Source organism: Aestuariibaculum marinum (assembly GCF_014596975.1).
Taxonomy (GTDB): domain Bacteria; phylum Bacteroidota; class Bacteroidia; order Flavobacteriales; family Flavobacteriaceae; genus Aestuariibaculum; species Aestuariibaculum marinum.
In genome coordinates this window covers 47,436-65,933 of sequence record NZ_JACVXD010000012.1, presented here as the reverse complement: position 1 = coordinate 65,933, position 18,498 = coordinate 47,436, and the positions used below count along the sequence as shown (strand labels likewise).

General features: G+C 36.6%; 16 protein-coding genes. 14 read left to right on the top strand and 2 right to left on the bottom strand.

What is annotated here, in order from left to right; all coding sequences use genetic code 11:
* The first annotated feature begins 5 nt into the window (after positions 1–5).
* Entirely contained in the window at positions 6–1,100 is a 1,095-nt protein-coding gene (locus tag ICJ85_RS14865) for an ABC transporter permease (RefSeq protein ID WP_188224588.1), read from the top strand.
* On the opposite strand, the gene yihA is transcribed toward ICJ85_RS14865, so the two are convergent.
* Positions 1,097–1,708 (bottom strand): ribosome biogenesis GTP-binding protein YihA/YsxC, encoded by a 612-nt coding sequence (yihA, locus tag ICJ85_RS14860; RefSeq protein WP_188224587.1) that lies wholly within the window; start codon positions 1,706–1,708, stop codon positions 1,097–1,099. The two genes, ICJ85_RS14865 and yihA, sit on opposite strands and share 4 nt — an antisense overlap.
* A gap of 54 nt (positions 1,709–1,762) precedes the next feature.
* Positions 1,763–2,527: an alpha/beta fold hydrolase gene (locus ICJ85_RS14855; protein WP_188224586.1), complete on the bottom strand. Its 765-nt coding sequence runs from the start codon at positions 2,525–2,527 to the stop codon at positions 1,763–1,765.
* Positions 2,528–2,821: 294 nt separating this feature from the next.
* Between ICJ85_RS14855 and mraZ the strand changes: the two genes are divergently transcribed.
* From mraZ to ftsZ, 13 genes are all read left to right on the top strand, one after another.
* Positions 2,822–3,292, top strand: a complete 471-nt coding sequence (mraZ, locus tag ICJ85_RS14850) for a division/cell wall cluster transcriptional repressor MraZ (RefSeq protein ID WP_188224585.1) — start codon at positions 2,822–2,824, stop codon at positions 3,290–3,292.
* Positions 3,279–4,175, top strand: a complete 897-nt coding sequence (gene rsmH, locus ICJ85_RS14845) for a 16S rRNA (cytosine(1402)-N(4))-methyltransferase RsmH (RefSeq protein WP_188224584.1) — start codon at positions 3,279–3,281, stop codon at positions 4,173–4,175. The genes mraZ and rsmH overlap by 14 nt, the downstream gene beginning before the upstream one ends.
* A complete protein-coding gene (locus ICJ85_RS14840) occupies positions 4,175–4,492 on the top strand; it encodes an FtsL-like putative cell division protein (protein WP_188224583.1) in 318 nt (105 codons plus the stop codon). Before rsmH ends, ICJ85_RS14840 begins: the two co-directional genes overlap by 1 nt.
* A gap of 61 nt (positions 4,493–4,553) precedes the next feature.
* Positions 4,554–6,506: a penicillin-binding protein gene (locus tag ICJ85_RS14835; RefSeq protein ID WP_188224619.1), complete on the top strand. Its 1,953-nt coding sequence runs from the start codon at positions 4,554–4,556 to the stop codon at positions 6,504–6,506.
* Positions 6,503–7,966, top strand: a complete 1,464-nt coding sequence (locus tag ICJ85_RS14830; protein WP_188224582.1) for a UDP-N-acetylmuramoyl-L-alanyl-D-glutamate--2,6-diaminopimelate ligase — start codon at positions 6,503–6,505, stop codon at positions 7,964–7,966. The genes ICJ85_RS14835 and ICJ85_RS14830 overlap by 4 nt, the downstream gene beginning before the upstream one ends.
* 11 nt (positions 7,967–7,977) lie before the next feature.
* Positions 7,978–9,219, top strand: a complete 1,242-nt coding sequence (gene mraY / locus ICJ85_RS14825; RefSeq protein ID WP_188224581.1) for a phospho-N-acetylmuramoyl-pentapeptide-transferase — start codon at positions 7,978–7,980, stop codon at positions 9,217–9,219.
* Entirely contained in the window at positions 9,220–10,551 is a 1,332-nt protein-coding gene (gene murD, locus ICJ85_RS14820) for a UDP-N-acetylmuramoyl-L-alanine--D-glutamate ligase (protein WP_188224580.1), read from the top strand.
* 33 nt (positions 10,552–10,584) lie between these two features.
* Positions 10,585–11,787 (top strand): FtsW/RodA/SpoVE family cell cycle protein, encoded by a 1,203-nt coding sequence (locus ICJ85_RS14815; protein ID WP_188224579.1) that lies wholly within the window; start codon positions 10,585–10,587, stop codon positions 11,785–11,787.
* Between the two features lie 13 nt (positions 11,788–11,800).
* Complete coding sequence (gene murG / locus ICJ85_RS14810; protein WP_188224578.1) at positions 11,801–12,910, top strand: undecaprenyldiphospho-muramoylpentapeptide beta-N-acetylglucosaminyltransferase; 1,110 nt, start codon at positions 11,801–11,803, stop codon at positions 12,908–12,910.
* Positions 12,911–14,263 carry a UDP-N-acetylmuramate--L-alanine ligase gene (murC, locus tag ICJ85_RS14805; protein ID WP_188224577.1) on the top strand — a complete coding sequence of 451 codons (1,353 nt, stop codon included), beginning with the start codon at positions 12,911–12,913 and terminating at the stop codon, positions 14,261–14,263. It abuts the gene before it with no gap.
* 16 nt (positions 14,264–14,279) lie between these two features.
* Positions 14,280–14,972, top strand: coding sequence for a cell division protein FtsQ/DivIB (locus ICJ85_RS14800; RefSeq protein WP_317173096.1), 693 nt, complete (start codon positions 14,280–14,282; stop codon positions 14,970–14,972).
* 3 nt (positions 14,973–14,975) lie between these two features.
* Positions 14,976–16,319 (top strand): cell division protein FtsA, encoded by a 1,344-nt coding sequence (gene ftsA, locus ICJ85_RS14795; protein WP_188224575.1) that lies wholly within the window; start codon positions 14,976–14,978, stop codon positions 16,317–16,319.
* 140 nt (positions 16,320–16,459) lie between these two features.
* A complete protein-coding gene (gene ftsZ, locus ICJ85_RS14790; RefSeq protein ID WP_188224574.1) occupies positions 16,460–18,424 on the top strand; it encodes a cell division protein FtsZ in 1,965 nt (654 codons plus the stop codon).
* Positions 18,425–18,498 lie beyond the last annotated feature (74 nt).

Here is an 18,498-nt window from a genome sequence, read left to right as displayed (position 1 = left end):
TATATATGAGTTATAAAACAAACTCGTTGAAACACTTAGCGCTCCAAAAGTTTAAAAAGAACTTTTGGGGCGTTTTTAGTTTTGGTTTTGTAGTTTTTGTTGGAATTATTTCGGTGTTTGCTTATGTGTTTGCTCCAGATAGTTCTCAGCATGCCAATCAAATGCATTTGGCTATACATTCCAAAAAGCCGGGTTTTAAAATCACCATGCTAACCATACCTTCGGAGTTGAAAATAGAGCAAAATGTTTTTGATAAAATATTCTTTGGAACAAAATCAACCGATACCGAAATCCCTGTTTCAGACTATGAAACTAATGACGGAAATTTAATCTACACCGAATACGCTTCCGATGGTTTAAAAGGTGTTGAAAAGACTATAAGTTTAAGCCGTTTTCCAAATCAATCTATTGATGATTTTGTTAAAGAAAAAACATTTTTGTTTGGAACTGATAAGTACGGTCGTGATTTATTAAGTCGTATTTTAGTAGGAGCCAGAATTTCGTTCTTTATAGGTTTTGTAGCGGTATTTATATCCTTGATTTTAGGTGTTTTTATGGGGAGTATAGCTGGTTATTTTGGAGGTAAAGCCGATGCTGTTATCATGTGGGTTATTAATGTAACTTGGTCTATTCCAACGTTGTTGCTTGTTATAGCGATTACTCTGGCTTTAGGAAAAGGGTTTTGGCAGGTGTTTATTGCAGTAGGGTTAACTATGTGGGTTGAGGTTGCCAGAGTGGTTCGAGGGCAGGTAATAAGTGTTAAAGAACAGCAATATGTAACAGCTGCAAGAGCGCTAGGGTTTGGAGATTTTAGAATTATAGTAAAACATATTTTACCCAATATCATGGCGCCCGTTATAGTAATTTCCGCAGCTAATTTTGCGTCTGCGATTTTAATAGAAAGCGGACTGAGTTTTTTAGGTATTGGTGCTCAACCGCCAATGGCTAGCTGGGGAGCCATGATTAAAGACCATTATAATTATATTATACTAGGGAAGCCCTATCTAGCCCTTATTCCAGGGCTTTGTATTATGAGTTTGGTAATGGCTTTTATGTTAATTGGTAATGCGCTTCGTGATGCTTTAGATGTAAAAAATTAATTAGAACTCAACTGCATATTCTCATTAAGCTCATCAATATAATTTAAAACATCATCTTTACCAATCTCTTTACTTGATGAAGTTACGAAGTAGTTTGGCATGTCTTCCCATGTTTCTAAAAGAATGTTTCGGTAAGCTTCAACATGATTTTCTATAGCTTTAGGTTTCAATTTATCGGCTTTGGTGAATATAATAGAAAACGGAATACCATTTTCTCCTAGCCACTGCATAAAGTCTAAATCGATAGGTTGTGGTTCGTGACGAATATCTACTAAAACAAAAGCAGTAACCAACTGTTCACGCTGACTAAAATAAGCGGTAATAAACTTTTGAAAGACCTTTTTTGTGCTTTTTGAAACCCGAGCATAACCGTAACCAGGCAAATCTACAAGGTACCAGTTTTTGTTTATTAAAAAGTGGTTTATTAACTGTGTTTTTCCTGGTTTTCCCGATGTTTTTGCTAAACTTTTTCGATTGGTTAACATGTTAATAAGCGACGATTTTCCAACATTACTTCGCCCGATAAAAGCATATTCTGGTAGCATGCTTTTAGGGCATTTCGCAACATCAGAGTTGCTCATAACAAATTCTGCAGTTTTTATTTGCATTGAGGGGTATTTATATGAGTTTACACGAATCGTGTTAAAATCTAAGTTTGTTGACTATAAGTTTTTGTTGTTTAGCCAGGCTTCAAGAATCTTATTAAATTCTTCCGGATGCTCCATCATAGCGGCATGCCCGCATTTATCTATCCAGTATAATTCTGAATTGGGTAACAATTCATTAAATTCTACTGCAACTTCCGGCGGAGTTACTGTGTCGTTTTTACCCCAAATAATGCAGGTTGGTGTTTGCATTTTAGGTAAATCATTAGCCATATTGTGACGTATCGCACTTTTAGCAATAGCTAATGTTTTAATCAGTTTATTTCGGTCGTTTACGGTAGCGTAAACTTCGTCTACAATCTCTTTGGTAGCAACTTCTGGGTCGTAAAATACGTCCTGTGCTTTTTTCTTAATAACTTCGTAATCACTACGTTTTGTATATCCGCTTCCCATGGCACTTTCGTATAAACCGGAACTTCCAGTTATTACTAAAGCTTTTACTTTTGATGGGTGTAATTTAGTGTAGTATAAGCCAATATGTCCGCCAAGAGAATTCCCTAAGAGAATAACTTCGTCGTAGCCTTTAAATTCGATAAATTCATTTAAAAAGCCCGCGAAACTTTTTACATTAGTTTTTAGTAGGGGCTTAGTGTATATAGGTAATTCGGGGATAATAACTTTGTAGCCGGTTTGGCTAAAATGTTTTATTACTGAATCAAAATTACTTAATCCGCCCATTAAGCCGTGTAAAACAATAATTGGCGTACCTTCGCCAGCTTCAATATAGCTGTAGTTCTTTTCTTTTTTTAAACGATGCGTCATTAATCAGTTGTCGTTACTTTAAAAACAAATATAGTTATTTCATCTATACTTACGACGATTTTAAGGATTTTCAAAAATAATAGTTTCGTTGAAAGATGTTAATAAAAAAGCGATTGTGTTACGATTTGTTCTAATGCGCTGATTATAAGTGGTTGTTGGGTTTTAGGCCGTATGAAATCTATTTTTAGTGTTATTTAGTCGAAAATTTATTAACAAAGTGGTAAAATGTGGTAAAATGTGGTAAAATTTTCAATATATTTGAAACACAAACCGTTAACATATTTGTGAATCACATTGGACTTATTAACAGGAACATACGATTGTAAGGTTGACGCCAAAGGTAGATTAATGATGCCTGCGCCGTTGAAAAAGCAGTTGTCTTCTATTTTAGAAGATGGGTTTGTGTTGCGTCGTTCGGTGTTTCAAAAGTGTTTAGAGTTGTATCCAATGGCAGAGTGGCAAAGGCTCATGCAGAAGATGAATAAGCTAAATCGGTTTAAAAAGAAAAATAACGATTTTATTCGTCGTTTTACGGCTGGAGTGAAAATTGTAGAAGTAGACGCTAATGGGCGTTTACTAATTCCAAAAGACTTAACGGTATTTGCTAATATTTCAAAAGAAATTGTTGTGGCTTCGGCGATTAACATTGTTGAAATATGGGATAAAGATTTATATGAACAAGCCATTGATGATGCAGCTGATGATTTTGCGGATTTAGCTGAAGAGGTAATGGGACAAGATGATGAAGATTATGGAATATCATAACCCGGTATTGCTAAAAGAAACGGTTGACGGATTAAATATTAATCCGGATGGCATTTATGTGGATGTGACTTTTGGTGGTGGCGGACATAGCAGAGAAATATTAAGTAGGCTAAGTGAGAAGGGGAAATTGTTTGCCTTCGATCAGGATACAGATGCTCTTGAAAATAAAATTGACGACCCAAGATTTACATTAATCAATGAGAATTTTAGGCATATAAAGCGTTTTTTAAGGTTTTATGGTGTAAAAAAGGTTGATGGGATTTTAGGGGATTTTGGTGTGTCGTCACATCAGTTTGATGTTGCTGAACGTGGATTTTCAACACGTTTTGATGCTGATTTAGATATGCGTATGAATCAAAATAGTGTATTGTCAGCTTATCATGTGGTAAATGAATATGATGAAGAGCAGCTTAGAGCTGTGCTAGCTCAATATGGGGAGTTGCGTGCTGCGCCAGCCATGGCAAGATTAATTGTTGAAAAACGAGAAGAAGAGCCGATTGTAACAAGTGAACAATTAAAAAGTGCTTTGAAAAAGTTTTTATCGCCAAAGCATGAAAACAAAATTTTAGCACAAATCTATCAAGCGATTCGAATTGAAGTGAATCAGGAAATTGAGGTAATAAAAGAATTGCTGTTGCAGGCGCCGGAGATTTTAAATGAAAAAGGACGCTTGAGTTTGATTTCTTATCATTCTTTAGAAGATCGATTGGTGAAGCGTTTTATAAGAAACGGAATGTTTGAAGGCGAGCCAGAGCGCGATATGTTTGGGAATTTTGAAGTTCCTTTTAAAAAAGTAGGAGGTTTAATTGTTCCAACGAAAGAAGAAATAAAAATTAATAGTAGAGCAAGAAGCGCGAAATTAAGAATAGCTAAAAAGATATAATGAAGCAGAAGATCTATCGCATATTAAAAGGAACGTTTTTAGTTAGTGATGATGCTTTTAAAAACTGGAGGTTCATAATTTTTGTTTCGGTTTTAGCTATAGTAATGATTGCGAGCTCGCATAGTGCTGATAAAAAAGTGTATGAAATTGCACGATTGAAAAATGAAGTTAACGAAATGCGGTCGGAGTTTATAGATGGTCGGTCCAGATTGATGAAGTTGAAAATGGAATCGGCAGTAATTAATGTAATGAAAGATAAAGGAATTGCACCATCGGTAATTCCACCAAAAAAAATAAAAATTAAATCACAAAACTAACCAACACTTGGCAGTAAACGAGAAAAACATATTAAACCGCTTGTATTTTATATCAGGATGTATGTTCGTCTTTGGTGCTGCTGTGCTGTTTAAATTGTTTAGTATACAATTTTTACAAGGAGAAAAGTATCGTGCATTGGCAGATACACGTGTGGTTAAGAATGTGAAAATCCCTGCCAATCGCGGTAATGTGTATTCGGTTAATGGAAACTTACTCGCTACATCGGTGCCAAAGTACGATGTGCGCATCGATTTACTGACACCAACTAGTAGTACATTTGAAAAATACCTTATTCCTTTATGTGATTCTTTAGCGGCCTATTCGGGGCGTTCGTCAAGATCTTATCAAAAAGCATTGCGTAAAGCGCGAGCCAATAGAAATCGGTATTATTTGTTAGCTAGAAATGTTGGGTACGGCGATTATATCCGTTTAAGAAGTTTTCCAATGCTTAGGTTAGGAGCTTTTAAAGGCGGCCTGATTGTAGAGCAAACTACCAAGCGCGAACATCCAATGGGGGCAATTGCTCAACGTTCTATAGGTTATGAACGATTTGATGAAGATGGAAATGTAACACGCGCCGGTATCGATGGCGCTTTTGGCGTTAAATACCTGAGAGGAACCGATGGGCAACGCAGAAAACAAAAAATAGGTAAGGGGCAATGGAAACCTTTAAGTGACGCTAACGAAATTGAGCCTAAAGATGGTTACGACGTATATACGACTATAGATGTTAATATTCAGGATATCGCGCATCATGCGTTATTGAAACAGTTAGAAGAATATGAGGCAGATCATGGTTGTGTTGTGGTTATGGAAGCAAAAACTGGTGAGATTCGTGCGATTTCAAACTTGGGTAGAAATGAAAACGGACATTATTATGAGCGTTTAAACTATGCGGTTGGAGAAGCACATGAACCAGGGTCTACTTTTAAAGTAATGGCGTTAATGGCGGCTTTAGAAGATAAAGTGGTAGATACCTCTACGGTGATTGATACAGGAGTTGGGTATAAGCAGTTTTACGGAAAAGGTATAAAAGACACTCATGGTCACGGAAAAATTTCTGCGGCAAGAACATTAGAAGTGTCATCTAATATTGGGTTGGCAACTATTATAGATGATGGATATGCTAAACAACCGCAAAAGTTTGTGGGTCATTTACAAGATTGGGAATTAGATAAGCCGCTTGGTTTGCCAATAATTGGTGAGGGTGAACCTGTGATTCCAAAACCGGGTGATAAAATTTGGAGTAGAAACGCTTTGCCGTCTATGGCGTATGGCTATAATCTAAAGTTAACTCCGCTTCAAACACTTACGTTTTACAATGCGATTGCTAATAATGGGGTGTTAGTAAAGCCGAAGTTTATTAGGGAAGTGAAAGAGTTAGATCATGTAGTGGAATCTTTTGATGGAGATAATGAAGGTGATAAAATCTGTTCAGATAAAACCTTAAAAGAAATTCAGGATATTTTAAAACATATTGTTGAGCGGGGAACTGGACGTTCCTTATATTCGCCGTATTTTTCTATGGCGGGTAAAACAGGTACAGCACAAACTGAATATTGGATGAAAGATTGGAAAGAAAACCGTCGATACATTTCATCGTTTGCGGGGTATTTTCCAGCCGATAATCCAAAGTACTCCTGTATTGTGGTCATTCATAAACCAAGTGTTAAAAAAGGGTATTATGGAGCCGATGTAACGGGGCCGGTATTCAAAAGAATTGCTCAAAAAATACATACAGATACACCGATTATAGACGAAGTGGAGACTTTAGAAGTAAAGCATGCTTCTGTAGAAAAAGAGTTTAATGGTTTTTATAAAACAGCACAGACCTATAAAACTATTATGCCAAATGTCGTGGGATTACCGGCTATGGATGCAGTAGCCTTATTAGAAAATATGCAGGTGCAAGTAAAAGTAAAATTACAAGGTAGCGGTATTGTTAAAAGTCAGTCTATCAATAAAAATATAAAGTTAAAAAATAACCAAACCATCATATTGACAGCTTCATGATAGCTTTGAAAGACATATTATATAAAGTTACTATTAATGCTGTGGTAGGTAATACTACGGTAAATATAGAGGCTATCGATTTTGATTCTAGAAAGATCAAAAGCGATGATGTGTTTGTGGCGATTTCTGGAAGTGTGGTAGATGGACATAAGTATATTGATGCAGCTATAAAACAGGGCGCAAAAGCGATTGTTTGCGAGGTTATGCCTGAAAGTTTAGTTGAAGGAATAACTTATGTTGAGGTTGATAATTCGCATAAGGCTTTAGCGATTATGGCATCGAATTATTACGATGTACCTTCAGAAAATTTAAAGCTTGTGGGTGTTACCGGAACTAACGGAAAAACCACGGTTACCAGTTTGTTGTATCAGTTATTTAAGAAGGCTGGGTATAAAGTAGGGTTACTATCAACTGTGAAAATTATGGTTGATGAAAAGGAATATAAAGCGACACATACTACGCCAGATTCACTGACGATTAACAAGTATTTGAAAATGATGAATGACGAAGGTGTTGAGTTCTGCTTTATGGAAGTGAGCTCACACGGTATTCATCAACATAGAACCACCGGATTACATTTTGAAGGCGGTGTGTTTACCAATTTATCACATGATCATTTAGATTATCATAACACCTTTGCAGAATATCGCGATGTGAAAAAATCATTTTTCGATAACCTGCCAAAAGAAGCTTTTGCTTTAGTAAATGTTGATGATAAGAATGGTTTAGTGATGTTGCAAAATACAAAAGCCAGAAAACAAACCTATGCTCTAAAAACGTATGCTGACTATAAAGCGCAGATTTTAGAGAATCAGTTTGGAGGTTTATTGTTAAAAATTAACGAAGCAGAGGTTTGGACACGTCTAATTGGTAGCTTCAATGCGTATAACGTATTAGCCATCTATGCGACTGCAGAGTTGTTAGGCTTAGAAAAAGTAGAGGTGCTTCGATTAATCAGTGAGCTGGAAAGTGTTAGCGGACGTTTTCAGTATATGATTTCCAACGATAAAATCACAGCAATTGTAGATTATGCTCATACTCCTGATGCGTTGAAAAACGTGTTGGAAACTATTAATAGTATTCGAACCAAAAATGAAGAGTTGATTACTGTTGTGGGTTGTGGTGGCGATCGCGATAAAACCAAGCGACCTAAAATGGGGCATATTGCTTCGGCGTTAAGTACCAAAGTGATTTTTACAAGTGATAATCCACGAAGTGAACAACCAGAAGCGATATTGGAAGATATTGAAAAAGGCGTGGAACCTCAAAATTTTAAAAAGACCTTAACGATTGTAGATCGGGCTCAGGCTATTAAAGCGGCTTGTCAGATGGCACAGTCTAACGATATTATTTTAATTGCAGGCAAAGGGCATGAAACGTATCAGGAAATAAAAGCAGAACGTTTCGACTTTGACGACTTTAAAATGGTGAACGAATTTTTAAAACAATTACAGAAATAAAAGAATAGTAGATGCTGTATTATTTATTTGAATATTTAGAACAACAATTCCAAATTCCAGGAGCTTCACTTTTTGGGTTTATCACCTTTAGGGCGGCTTTGGCGATGATTTTGTCATTGTTAATATCTACTATTTACGGAAAGCGTATCATTCGTTTTTTACAAAAAAAACAAATGGGTGAAACCATTAGAGACTTGGGGCTTGAAGGGCAAAGTGAAAAGGCTGGAACACCAACCATGGGTGGTATCATCATTATTTTGGCAACCTTAATTCCTGTGTTGTTATTGGCTAAGCTCGAAAATATATACATCATCTTGCTTTTAATAACAACGGTTTGGATGGGTGTTATTGGTTTTATTGATGATTATTTAAAAAAATTCAAACAAGATAAAGAAGGTTTAAAAGGGCGTTTTAAAGTGCTTGGTCAGATTGGTTTGGGTGTTATTGTTGGAGCAACATTATACTTTCATAACGATGTAACAATTAAAGAAAAAGTGTCCGTTGAAAAGCAACAGGAAATTGTAGCTCAAGATGCTAATGTGTCTCCAGCTAAGTTGTTTAACGGTGAAGAGAAATCGACCAAAACCACTATCCCGTTTGTTAAGGGAAATGAGTTTGATTACGCCGATTTAATTACTTGGATTAGTCCGAGTTTAGAAAAATATGCATGGGTGGTATTTATTTTGGCTACCATTTTCATTATTACAGCAGTTTCAAATGGTGCAAACCTAACCGATGGTATTGACGGATTGGCAGCAGGAACATCAGCCATTATTGTGCTAACGCTAGGAATCTTTGCCTTTGTATCGGGACACATTGTATTCTCAGAATATTTAAACATCATGTACATTCCGCGTATCGAGGAAATCACCATTTATATCACAGCATTCGTTGGAGCCTTAATCGGATTTTTATGGTACAATACCTATCCGGCGCAGGTGTTTATGGGAGATACAGGAAGTTTAACTATTGGTGGAATCATTGCAGTTATTGCTATTGCGGTTCGAAAGGAATGGTTAATTCCGGTGTTGTGTGGTATTTTCTTAGCAGAGAATTTATCGGTGGTGATGCAGGTGAGTTGGTTTAAGTACACTAAGAAGAAATATGGTGAAGGCCGTCGCATTTTCAAAATGTCGCCATTACATCATCATTATCAAAAATCAGGATATCACGAAAGTAAAATAGTAACACGATTCTGGATTGTTGGCATATTGTTGGCTATTCTTTCTATCGTGACCTTGAAAATTAGATAGATGAAACGATTAGTGGTGCTTGGAGGAGGAGAAAGTGGAGTAGGAACTGCACTTCTCGCAAAGGCAAAAGGGTATGAGGTTTTTGTGTCTGATAAAGGAAAAATAAAAGAAAACTATAGACAGGTTCTTATACATAATGAGATTGAATGGGAAGACGAAACGCATTCGGAATCTAAAATTTTAAATGCCGATATCGTAATGAAAAGCCCTGGTATTCCAGATAAAGCACCTTTGGTAAAACAAATTCGCGAAAAGGGAATTCAGGTGGTTTCAGAAATCGAATTCGCATCAAAATTTACCAAAGCAACCATTGTTGGAATTACTGGTAGCAACGGTAAAACTACAACTTCAACATTAACGCATTACATTTTAAAGCGGGAGTTGAATGTAGGTTTAGGTGGTAATATTGGCGACAGCTTTGCGAAACAGGTTTTAGAACACGATTACCCGAATTACGTTTTAGAAATCAGTAGTTTTCAGTTAGATGATATCGATACATTTAAACCGAAAATTGCTGTATTACTGAATGTGACTCCTGATCATTTAGATCGATATGATTACAAGTTTGAAAATTATATCGCTTCAAAATTCAGGATTGCAGAAAACCAAACCAAAGAAGATTATTTGGTTTACGATGCCGACGATGAAGTGATTACTAATTGGTTAAAAGAGCACCCGGTTCAATCGACATTATTACCGTTTTCAATAACAAAAAAAGTAGAGAAGGGCGCATATTTAGAAGAGGAAAAGATGATTATAGCAATTGATAACAACCAGATACATATGTCAACAAACAATCTTGCATTAGAAGGTAAGCATAATATTAAAAATGCTATGGCAGCCTCAACCGTAGCGCATTTGCTTAAAATTAGAAAGCAGACCATCCGCGAAAGCCTAGAAAGTTTTCAAGGTGTTGAACATCGTTTAGAGCAGGTACTTAAAATTAATAAAGTACAGTATATAAACGATTCCAAAGCAACTAATGTAAACGCAACATATTTTGCTTTAGAAAGTATGGATGCACCGACTATTTGGATTGTTGGCGGGGTTGATAAAGGTAATAATTATGAGGAGTTATTTGCTTTTGTAAACGAGAAGGTGAAAGCTGTTATCTGTCTGGGTGTTGATAACGATAAGCTTATTGATACGTTTGGAGGAATGGTTGATACTATTGTTGAAACTCAAAGTATGGAGGAGGCTGTAAAAATGGCTTATAAGTTGTCTGAATCTGGAGATAACGTGTTATTGTCTCCTGCATGTGCAAGTTTCGATTTGTTTGAAAATTATGAAGACCGTGGGCGTCAGTTTAAAGATGCTGTTAGAAATTTATAAAAATTAAGAAAAAAGAAAATAATTAGTTAAAAAGTGCAGGCATTATTTAAAAACATAAAAGGCGATAAATTAATTTGGGCGATAGTAGCTTTAATGGCTATACTATCGTTTTTGCCTGTGTATAGTGCTGCCAGTAATTTGGCTTATCGAGGTGATAGTACCAATACATTTGCGTTTTTTATTAAGCATTTTATGCATCTGTTTTTAGGGTTTGCCATTATGTATGGGGTGCATAAAATACCATATCGATATTTTAGAGGGTTATCGCTTATTATGATTCCAGTTGTTCTGGTTTTATTAGGAATCACGATGCTTCAAGGTACAACTATCGATGGGGCGAATGCCAGTAGATGGATTCAAATACCTATCGTGGGAATGTCGTTTCAAACATCAACCTTTGCAGCGGTAGTGCTTTTGGTGTACGTAGCACGATACATGTCCAAAATGAAAGATGAAGTCATCACATTTAAAGAGTCAATTTTACCACTTTGGACGCCAGTATTTTTAGTATTAGCATTAATTTTGCCGGCCAATTTATCAACAGCTGCTATTATATTTTTAATGGTGGTTATGTTGGTGTTTTTAGGCGGATATCCTATACGTTATTTGGCGGTAATTATTGGTTCTGGAATATTGGCACTAGCTATGTTTGTTTTGGTAGCCAAAGCATTTCCAGGTGTGATGCCTAACCGTGTAGATACTTGGATGAGTCGTATTGAGAATTTTTCTAATGATGAAGATACTGAAGCTGATTATCAAATTGAAAAGGCTAAAATAGCTATTGCTTCTGGTGGAATTCAGGGTGTGGGGCCCGGCAAGAGTATTCAAAAGAACTTTTTACCACAATCCTCATCCGATTTCATTTTTGCCATTATAGTAGAAGAATATGGTTCTATTGGAGGTGTGTTTATTATGATAATGTATATGTGGCTATTATTTAGAATAGTCATCGTTGCTCAAAAAGCCGATACAGTATTTGGTAAGTTGCTGGCACTTGGTGTTGGTTTACCAATCGTATTTCAGGCGTTAATAAACATGGCGGTAGCTGTAGAATTATTTCCAGTTACAGGGCAAACCTTACCGTTAATTAGTAGTGGAGGGACATCAATATGGATGACCTGTCTGGCTATTGGAATTGTATTAAGTGTAAGCGCTCAGCGCGAAGAAATAAAAGAACAAGAAGAAGTATTGACGGAAGAAGAAAATCCGTTGGAAATTTTATCTGAAACGATATAAATAGGATTAATAAGTGGCGACAAAAAACACATATAAAATTGTATTGTCTGGCGGAGGAACAGGAGGACATATTTATCCTGCAATTGCTATTGCGAATGAATTGAAGCATCGTATGCCTGATGCCGAGTTTTTATTCGTTGGTGCAAAAGATAGAATGGAAATGGAAAAAATACCACAGGCCGGATATAAAATTGAAGGGCTATGGATTTCTGGAATTCAGCGTCAGTTAACGATGAAGAATTTAATGTTCCCGTTTAAGCTTATGAGTAGTTTGTACAATGCTCGTAAAATAGTGAAGTCCTTTAAGCCTGATGTGGCTATTGGTACGGGAGGTTTCGCTAGTGGTCCTTTATTGTATATGGCATCTCAGAATGGTATTCCGAGTTTAATACAGGAGCAAAATTCGTTTCCGGGAATCACTAATAAATTGTTGGCAAAACACGTTCAGAAAATATGTGTGGCTTACGATGGGTTAGAGCGCTTTTTCCAGGCAGATAAAATTATAAAAACCGGAAATCCGGTGCGTCAAGGCTTGTTGGATATCAATTCTAAAACCGAAGAGGCTAAAAAGCTTTTCGATTTAAAGGAAGGTAAGTTAACCTTGCTGGTCTTAGGAGGAAGTTTAGGTGCAAGACGTATTAATGAGCTTATTGAAAAGGAGTTGGATTTTTTCGATACACAAAACGTTCAGGTGATTTGGCAGTGTGGTAAGTTGTATTATCAGCAGTATAAAATCTATAATAATACAGTGAATGTACAGGTGCATGAATTTTTAAATAATATGGATTTTGCCTATGCTGCGGCCGATATTGTGATATCCCGCGCAGGAGCAAGTTCGGTGTCAGAACTTTGTATTGTTGGTAAGCCAGTGATTTTTATTCCGTCACCTAATGTGGCTGAAGATCATCAAACCAAAAATGCCATGGCCATTGTAGATAACAATGCGGCCATGATTATTAAGGAAGATGAACTGGAAGTGGATTTTAAAAATAAATTTTCGCAGCTGGTAGCATCGCCGCAAAAGCAGAAGGAACTTGGAGAAAATATAAAGAAAATAGCATTGGTTAATGCTACAAAAGATATAGCAGACGAGGTTGAAAAACTTCTAAAGGTTAAAAGTTAAATGAAGTTAAACAGCATACATAACGTTTATTTTGTTGGTGTCGGTGGTATCGGTATGAGTGCCTTAGCTCGTTATTTTGTGGCTAATGGTAAATCTGTTGCAGGTTACGATAAAACACCAACCGATATAACGGCTAGTCTTGAAGACTTGGGTGTGGCTGTTCATTTTGAAGACGGAATAGCAAATATTCCTTCCGAGTTTAAAAATGCTGAAACGACTTTGGTGGTATTTACTCCGGCAATTCCTAAAGATCATGCCGAATTAAATTATTTTAAAGCTGGAGGTTTTCAGGTTTTAAAACGTTCTCAAATTCTGGGTTTAATTACAGAAAACACTTTCTGCTTAGCTGTTGCGGGAACGCACGGAAAGACTACGACAACTAGTATTCTAGGACATTTAATGAATGTTTGCGATGTGCCGGTTACGGCCTTTTTAGGAGGTATTAGCGAGAATTACAATTCAAATTTAATTTTGAATGGCACAGAAGTTTCCGTTGTGGAAGCCGATGAGTTTGATCGTTCGTTTTTAACCTTGTCACCAGATTTAGCATGTATCACATCTATGGATGCTGATCATTTAGATATTTATGGTGATGCCTCGGAATTGAAAAAGTCTTTTGAAGAGTTTTCAAAACGTGTTAAATCAAATGGGAAGCTGTTTGTTAAAAATGGTTTGCCTATTTCGGGAATAACATATGGTATTGAAGACGACGCTGATTATAGCGTAAAAAATATAAAAATAGTAAACGGTACTTATGTGTTTGATGTGAAAACACCAACCACAGTACTTGAAAATTTAGAATTTAACCTGCCCGGGAGACATAATTTGTCGAATGCATTAATAGCCTTGGCGATGGCTGTAGAGTATGGTTGCCCTAACCAGCAGCTCGCCAAAGCTTTAGCATCCTACAAGGGGGTGAAACGTCGATTTACGTATCAGATTAAAACTGATGATCTAGTGTTTATTGACGATTATGCACATCATCCGGAAGAAATTAATGCGGTGTATCAAGCAGTAAGAGAGATGTATCCAAGCAAAAAAGTGCTGGCGGTTTTTCAGCCACATTTATTTAGTAGAACGCGAGATTTTGTTGATGAATTTGCAGCCAGTTTAGCTCAGTTTGATGAGTTATTGTTGTTAGATATTTATCCGGCTCGCGAGTTGCCAATAGAAGGGGTGACAGCTCAGTGGTTATTAGAAAAAGTAAATAATAACAATAAGAAATTAGTAAGTAAGACAGAACTGTTAACCGAAATCCATAAAAGTGAGGCAAAAGTGATTCTTACTATTGGAGCCGGCGATATAGGAGAAGAAGTAAAACGAATTAAAAAGGAATTTAGCGTTGCAAATTAATTGGAATTACATAAAAATGGGTCTGTTACTCACACTGGTTGGGTTTCTGTTTGCTTTTGCATCCAATAGAAACGCATCTCGAGTGGTTATGCAGCCTAACGTTAAATTTGTTGGAGAAAACAATTTATACATTACAGATGAGACTGTTAGTAAATTGTTAATACAAAATTTTGGTGAAGTTAAAAATGTTGCTAAAGAAACTTTAGATTTGAATGAATTAGAGAATGCCCTAAAATCTAATCCAATGATCAAAAATGCAGAAGTGTATCTCGCTGTAAACGGAACACTTAATGCAGAAGTTGAACAAAAAACACCTATTGCAAGAGTTAGCACCAATGCGTCTTATTACATAGATAGTGATGGCAAATACATGCCTTTATCGAGTAATTACTCCGCACGAGTGCCACTGGTTACTGGTTTTATTGAAAAAAATAATTTAGCAGAAGTTTATACCGTTGCCAAAAAGATTACAACCGATGATTTCCTTGAAAAACATGTTATAGAAATTCATCAAAGCAAAGATGAGAAGATATTTTTAAAACTCAGACAATGCAACTTTTTAGTACAGTTAGGCGATACTAAATTTTTAGATAAGAAGATTAATAATCTTAAAGCGTTTTATCAAAAGAATTTGAAAGAGCATACGCTTAAGAATTATAGTAAGGTCAATTTGCAGTTTGACAACCAAGTAGTGTGTACCAAAATTTAAGCAATGGAGCATAATTTAGCAGTAGGATTAGACATAGGAACCACAAAAATTGTGGCCATGATTGGGCGTAAAAACGATTACGGTAAAGTTGAAATTTTAGGCATTGGTAGGTCTAAAAGTTTGGGTGTTCACCGTGGCGTTGTTAATAACATTACGCAAACCATTCAATCTATTCAACAGGCAGTTCAAGAAGCTGAGGCTGCTGCCGGTATGAAAATAGAAAATGTTACTGTTGGTATTGCAGGTCAACACATTCGAAGCTTACAACATAGCGACTACATCACGCGTGCAAATTCAGAAACGGTTATCGATGATGATGATATCGACCGATTAATCAATCAGGTGCATAAATTAGTTATGCTTCCGGGTGAAGAAATTATTCACGTATTACCTCAAGAGTATAAAGTTGATGGCCAAGCTGAAATTAAAGAGCCTATTGGGATGTATGGCGGTCGTTTAGAAGCAAATTTTCATGTGGTTGTTGGTCAGGTGTCTTCTATTAGAAATATTGGGCGTTGTGTAAAAAGTTCAGGTTTAAATCTTGAAGGGATCACTTTAGAGCCGTTGGCATCAGCTAATGCGGTGTTAAGTCAGGAAGAAAAAGAAGCGGGAGTAGCACTGATTGATATTGGTGGTGGTACTACCGATTTGGCAATTTTCAGAGATGGTATCATTCGTCATACAGCGGTGATTCCTTTTGGTGGAAATGTAATTACTGAAGATATCAAGGAAGGGTGTTCGATTATTGAAAAGCAAGCTGAATTGCTTAAAATAAAATTTGGTTCTGCTTGGCCGGGAGAAAATAAAGACAACGAGATAGTTTCTATTCCTGGGTTGCGAGGTCGTGAACCAAAGGAAATCACTTTAAAAAATCTGTCAAAAATTATCCATGCTCGCGTGGTGGAAATTGTCGAGCAGGTTTACGTAGAAATTAAAAACTACGGACACGAAGAACAGAAAAAGAAACTTATTGCGGGTATTGTTTTAACAGGAGGGGGCGCTCAGTTAAAACACTTAAAGCAGTTGGTTGAATATATAACAGGAATGGATACCAGAATAGGGTATCCTAACGAGCATTTAGCTGGCGATAGTGATGATGATATTACAAGTCCGTTATTTGCTACGGCGGTAGGGCTAGTGTTAGACGGGTTAAAACGTCAAGAACGCAGACGTGTGGAACAACAAGAGGATGTTGTCGCTGAAGAAACTCCTAGTGCAGAAAATGCAGCAGAGGCATCGACAGAAGAACAACAGGAACCTATAGAGCCGCAACCAGTAAAGGAACGTCGTTCTTTTTTAGATAAGTTAACAGAGCGTGTTAAAGATTTTTTAGATAACGCCGAATAAATCAACTCTTGATGGTGTAGTGCACCTTCAGGAGCAAATGAATATAGAACTCGAGAGGATTCTCGACATTTTTAAATCTCGATTATCGAGGAAAAAAATAGATTAAAGAAAAATTAAATTATACCAGTAAAACAGAATTTATGAGCAGCAAAAAAGAATTCGAAAGCATCGCATTTGATTTACCAAAAAATCAATCAAATGTTATTAAAGTTATTGGTGTTGGCGGTGGCGGTAGCAACGCTATCAATCACATGTTCCAACAAGGTATTAAAGGGGTAGACTTTTACATCTGTAATACCGATGCCCAGGCACTTCAAAATAGTGGTGTGCCCAATAAAATACAGTTAGGAGTTAATTTAACCGAAGGATTAGGAGCTGGTGCCAACCCTGAGGTGGGTAAAAACTCTGCCGTAGAAAGTTTTGAAGACATTTCAACCATGTTAGATACTAACACGAAAATGGTTTTCATTACGGCCGGAATGGGCGGTGGTACAGGTACAGGTGCTGCACCTATTATAGCTAAAATGTCTAAAGATTTAGATATTTTAACCGTAGGTATCGTTACTATGCCGTTCCAGTTCGAAGGGAAAATGCGTATCGAACAGGCACAAAAAGGTGTTGAAGAATTAAGAGATGTAGTCGATTCGTTAATTGTAATTAACAATAATAAGCTTCGTGAAGTTTACGGAAACTTAGGCTTTAAAGCCGGGTTCTCTAAAGCCGACGAAGTGTTATCCACAGCTGCTCGTGGTATAGCCGAAGTTATTACACATCACTACACTCAAAATATCGATTTACGTGATGCTAAAACCGTATTAAGTAATAGTGGAACTGCTATTATGGGGTCGGCTATAGCTGCTGGACAAAACCGCGCTCAAGATGCTATTCGTAAAGCTTTAGATTCTCCGTTATTAAACGATAATAAAATTACTGGAGCCAAAAACGTGTTATTATTAATTGTTTCAGGTTCACATGAAATTACTATTGATGAGATAGGAGAAATTAATGATCACATTCAAAATGAAGCTGGTCATGGTGCCAATATCATTATGGGGGTTGGTGAAGACGATGCTTTAGAAGAATCTATTGCAGTAACTATCATCGCAACGGGTTTTAATGTAGAGCAACAGGACGAAATTTCTAATACCGAAACAAAAAAGGTAGTTCATTCTTTAGGGAGTGACGATGCAGAGCCTAAAAAGCCTGTCGCTAAAACTAAAGATCCGGTAATTATAGAACCTGTTATTGAGCTGGAAGAGAAGAAAGAACCACCAGTGGTTAGACATACGTTAGATTTTGATGTGGAAGAAGAGGAACCTGTTTTTGAAAAAAAGCCGGAAACCAACCAAAAGGCCGATAATGATTTTAACATCATTCCAACATCAGAGTTTATTAAAAATATCAATGTGGAATATGAAGAAGTAAAAGGACACGTTGAAGAGGATGACGATTTTGTTATAAAACCAGTAACAAGAATGTCCACACCAGAACCAGTTGTTGATGCTGAAGAAGAAGAAAAGCAAATTACCTTAACCTTCGATTTACCGATATCTAACGAGGAAAAATCGCAACCAAAGCAAACGCAAGAACCTAAGCGATTTGATTTGGAGGAAGAAGTAAAACAAATTCAGGTTAATGATTATGTAGAGCTTATTCCGGTAAACGAAACTAACGAAAAAGGAGATATTCGTTATGCTTTAGAAGATTATGCAGAGCCAGAAACATCTAAGGCAAAAAAGCAAACCAATGTTTTGGAAGATTACGATCAAGACGTGGTTTTTGAAAAGAAAACAGTTAAAAAGGAAGTTTCAGAAGCTGATTTGGCAGAAGAAATAGACCCTATGAATAGTCCGATTTCAGATATGTTAAAAGAGCGTGCTGAAGAGCGCAGACGTAAGATGAAAGACTTTAACTATAAGTTTAATAATGCAAAAATAGACGATATAGAAAAAGTGCCGGCTTACAAGCGTCAAGGTGTAAATTTAAATGAAGCTAGACATTCATCCGAAACTAATAATATCTCAAGAACTAGCGTTGGTCTAGACGACAATGATGATATTCAGTTAAGAAGTAATAATTCATTTTTACATGACAATGTAGATTAATTTAGTACACTACCCTTTCTATGTTATGGATCCCGTAAAGTCCCTCTCTCAACTTTACGGGTTTTTTATGCATT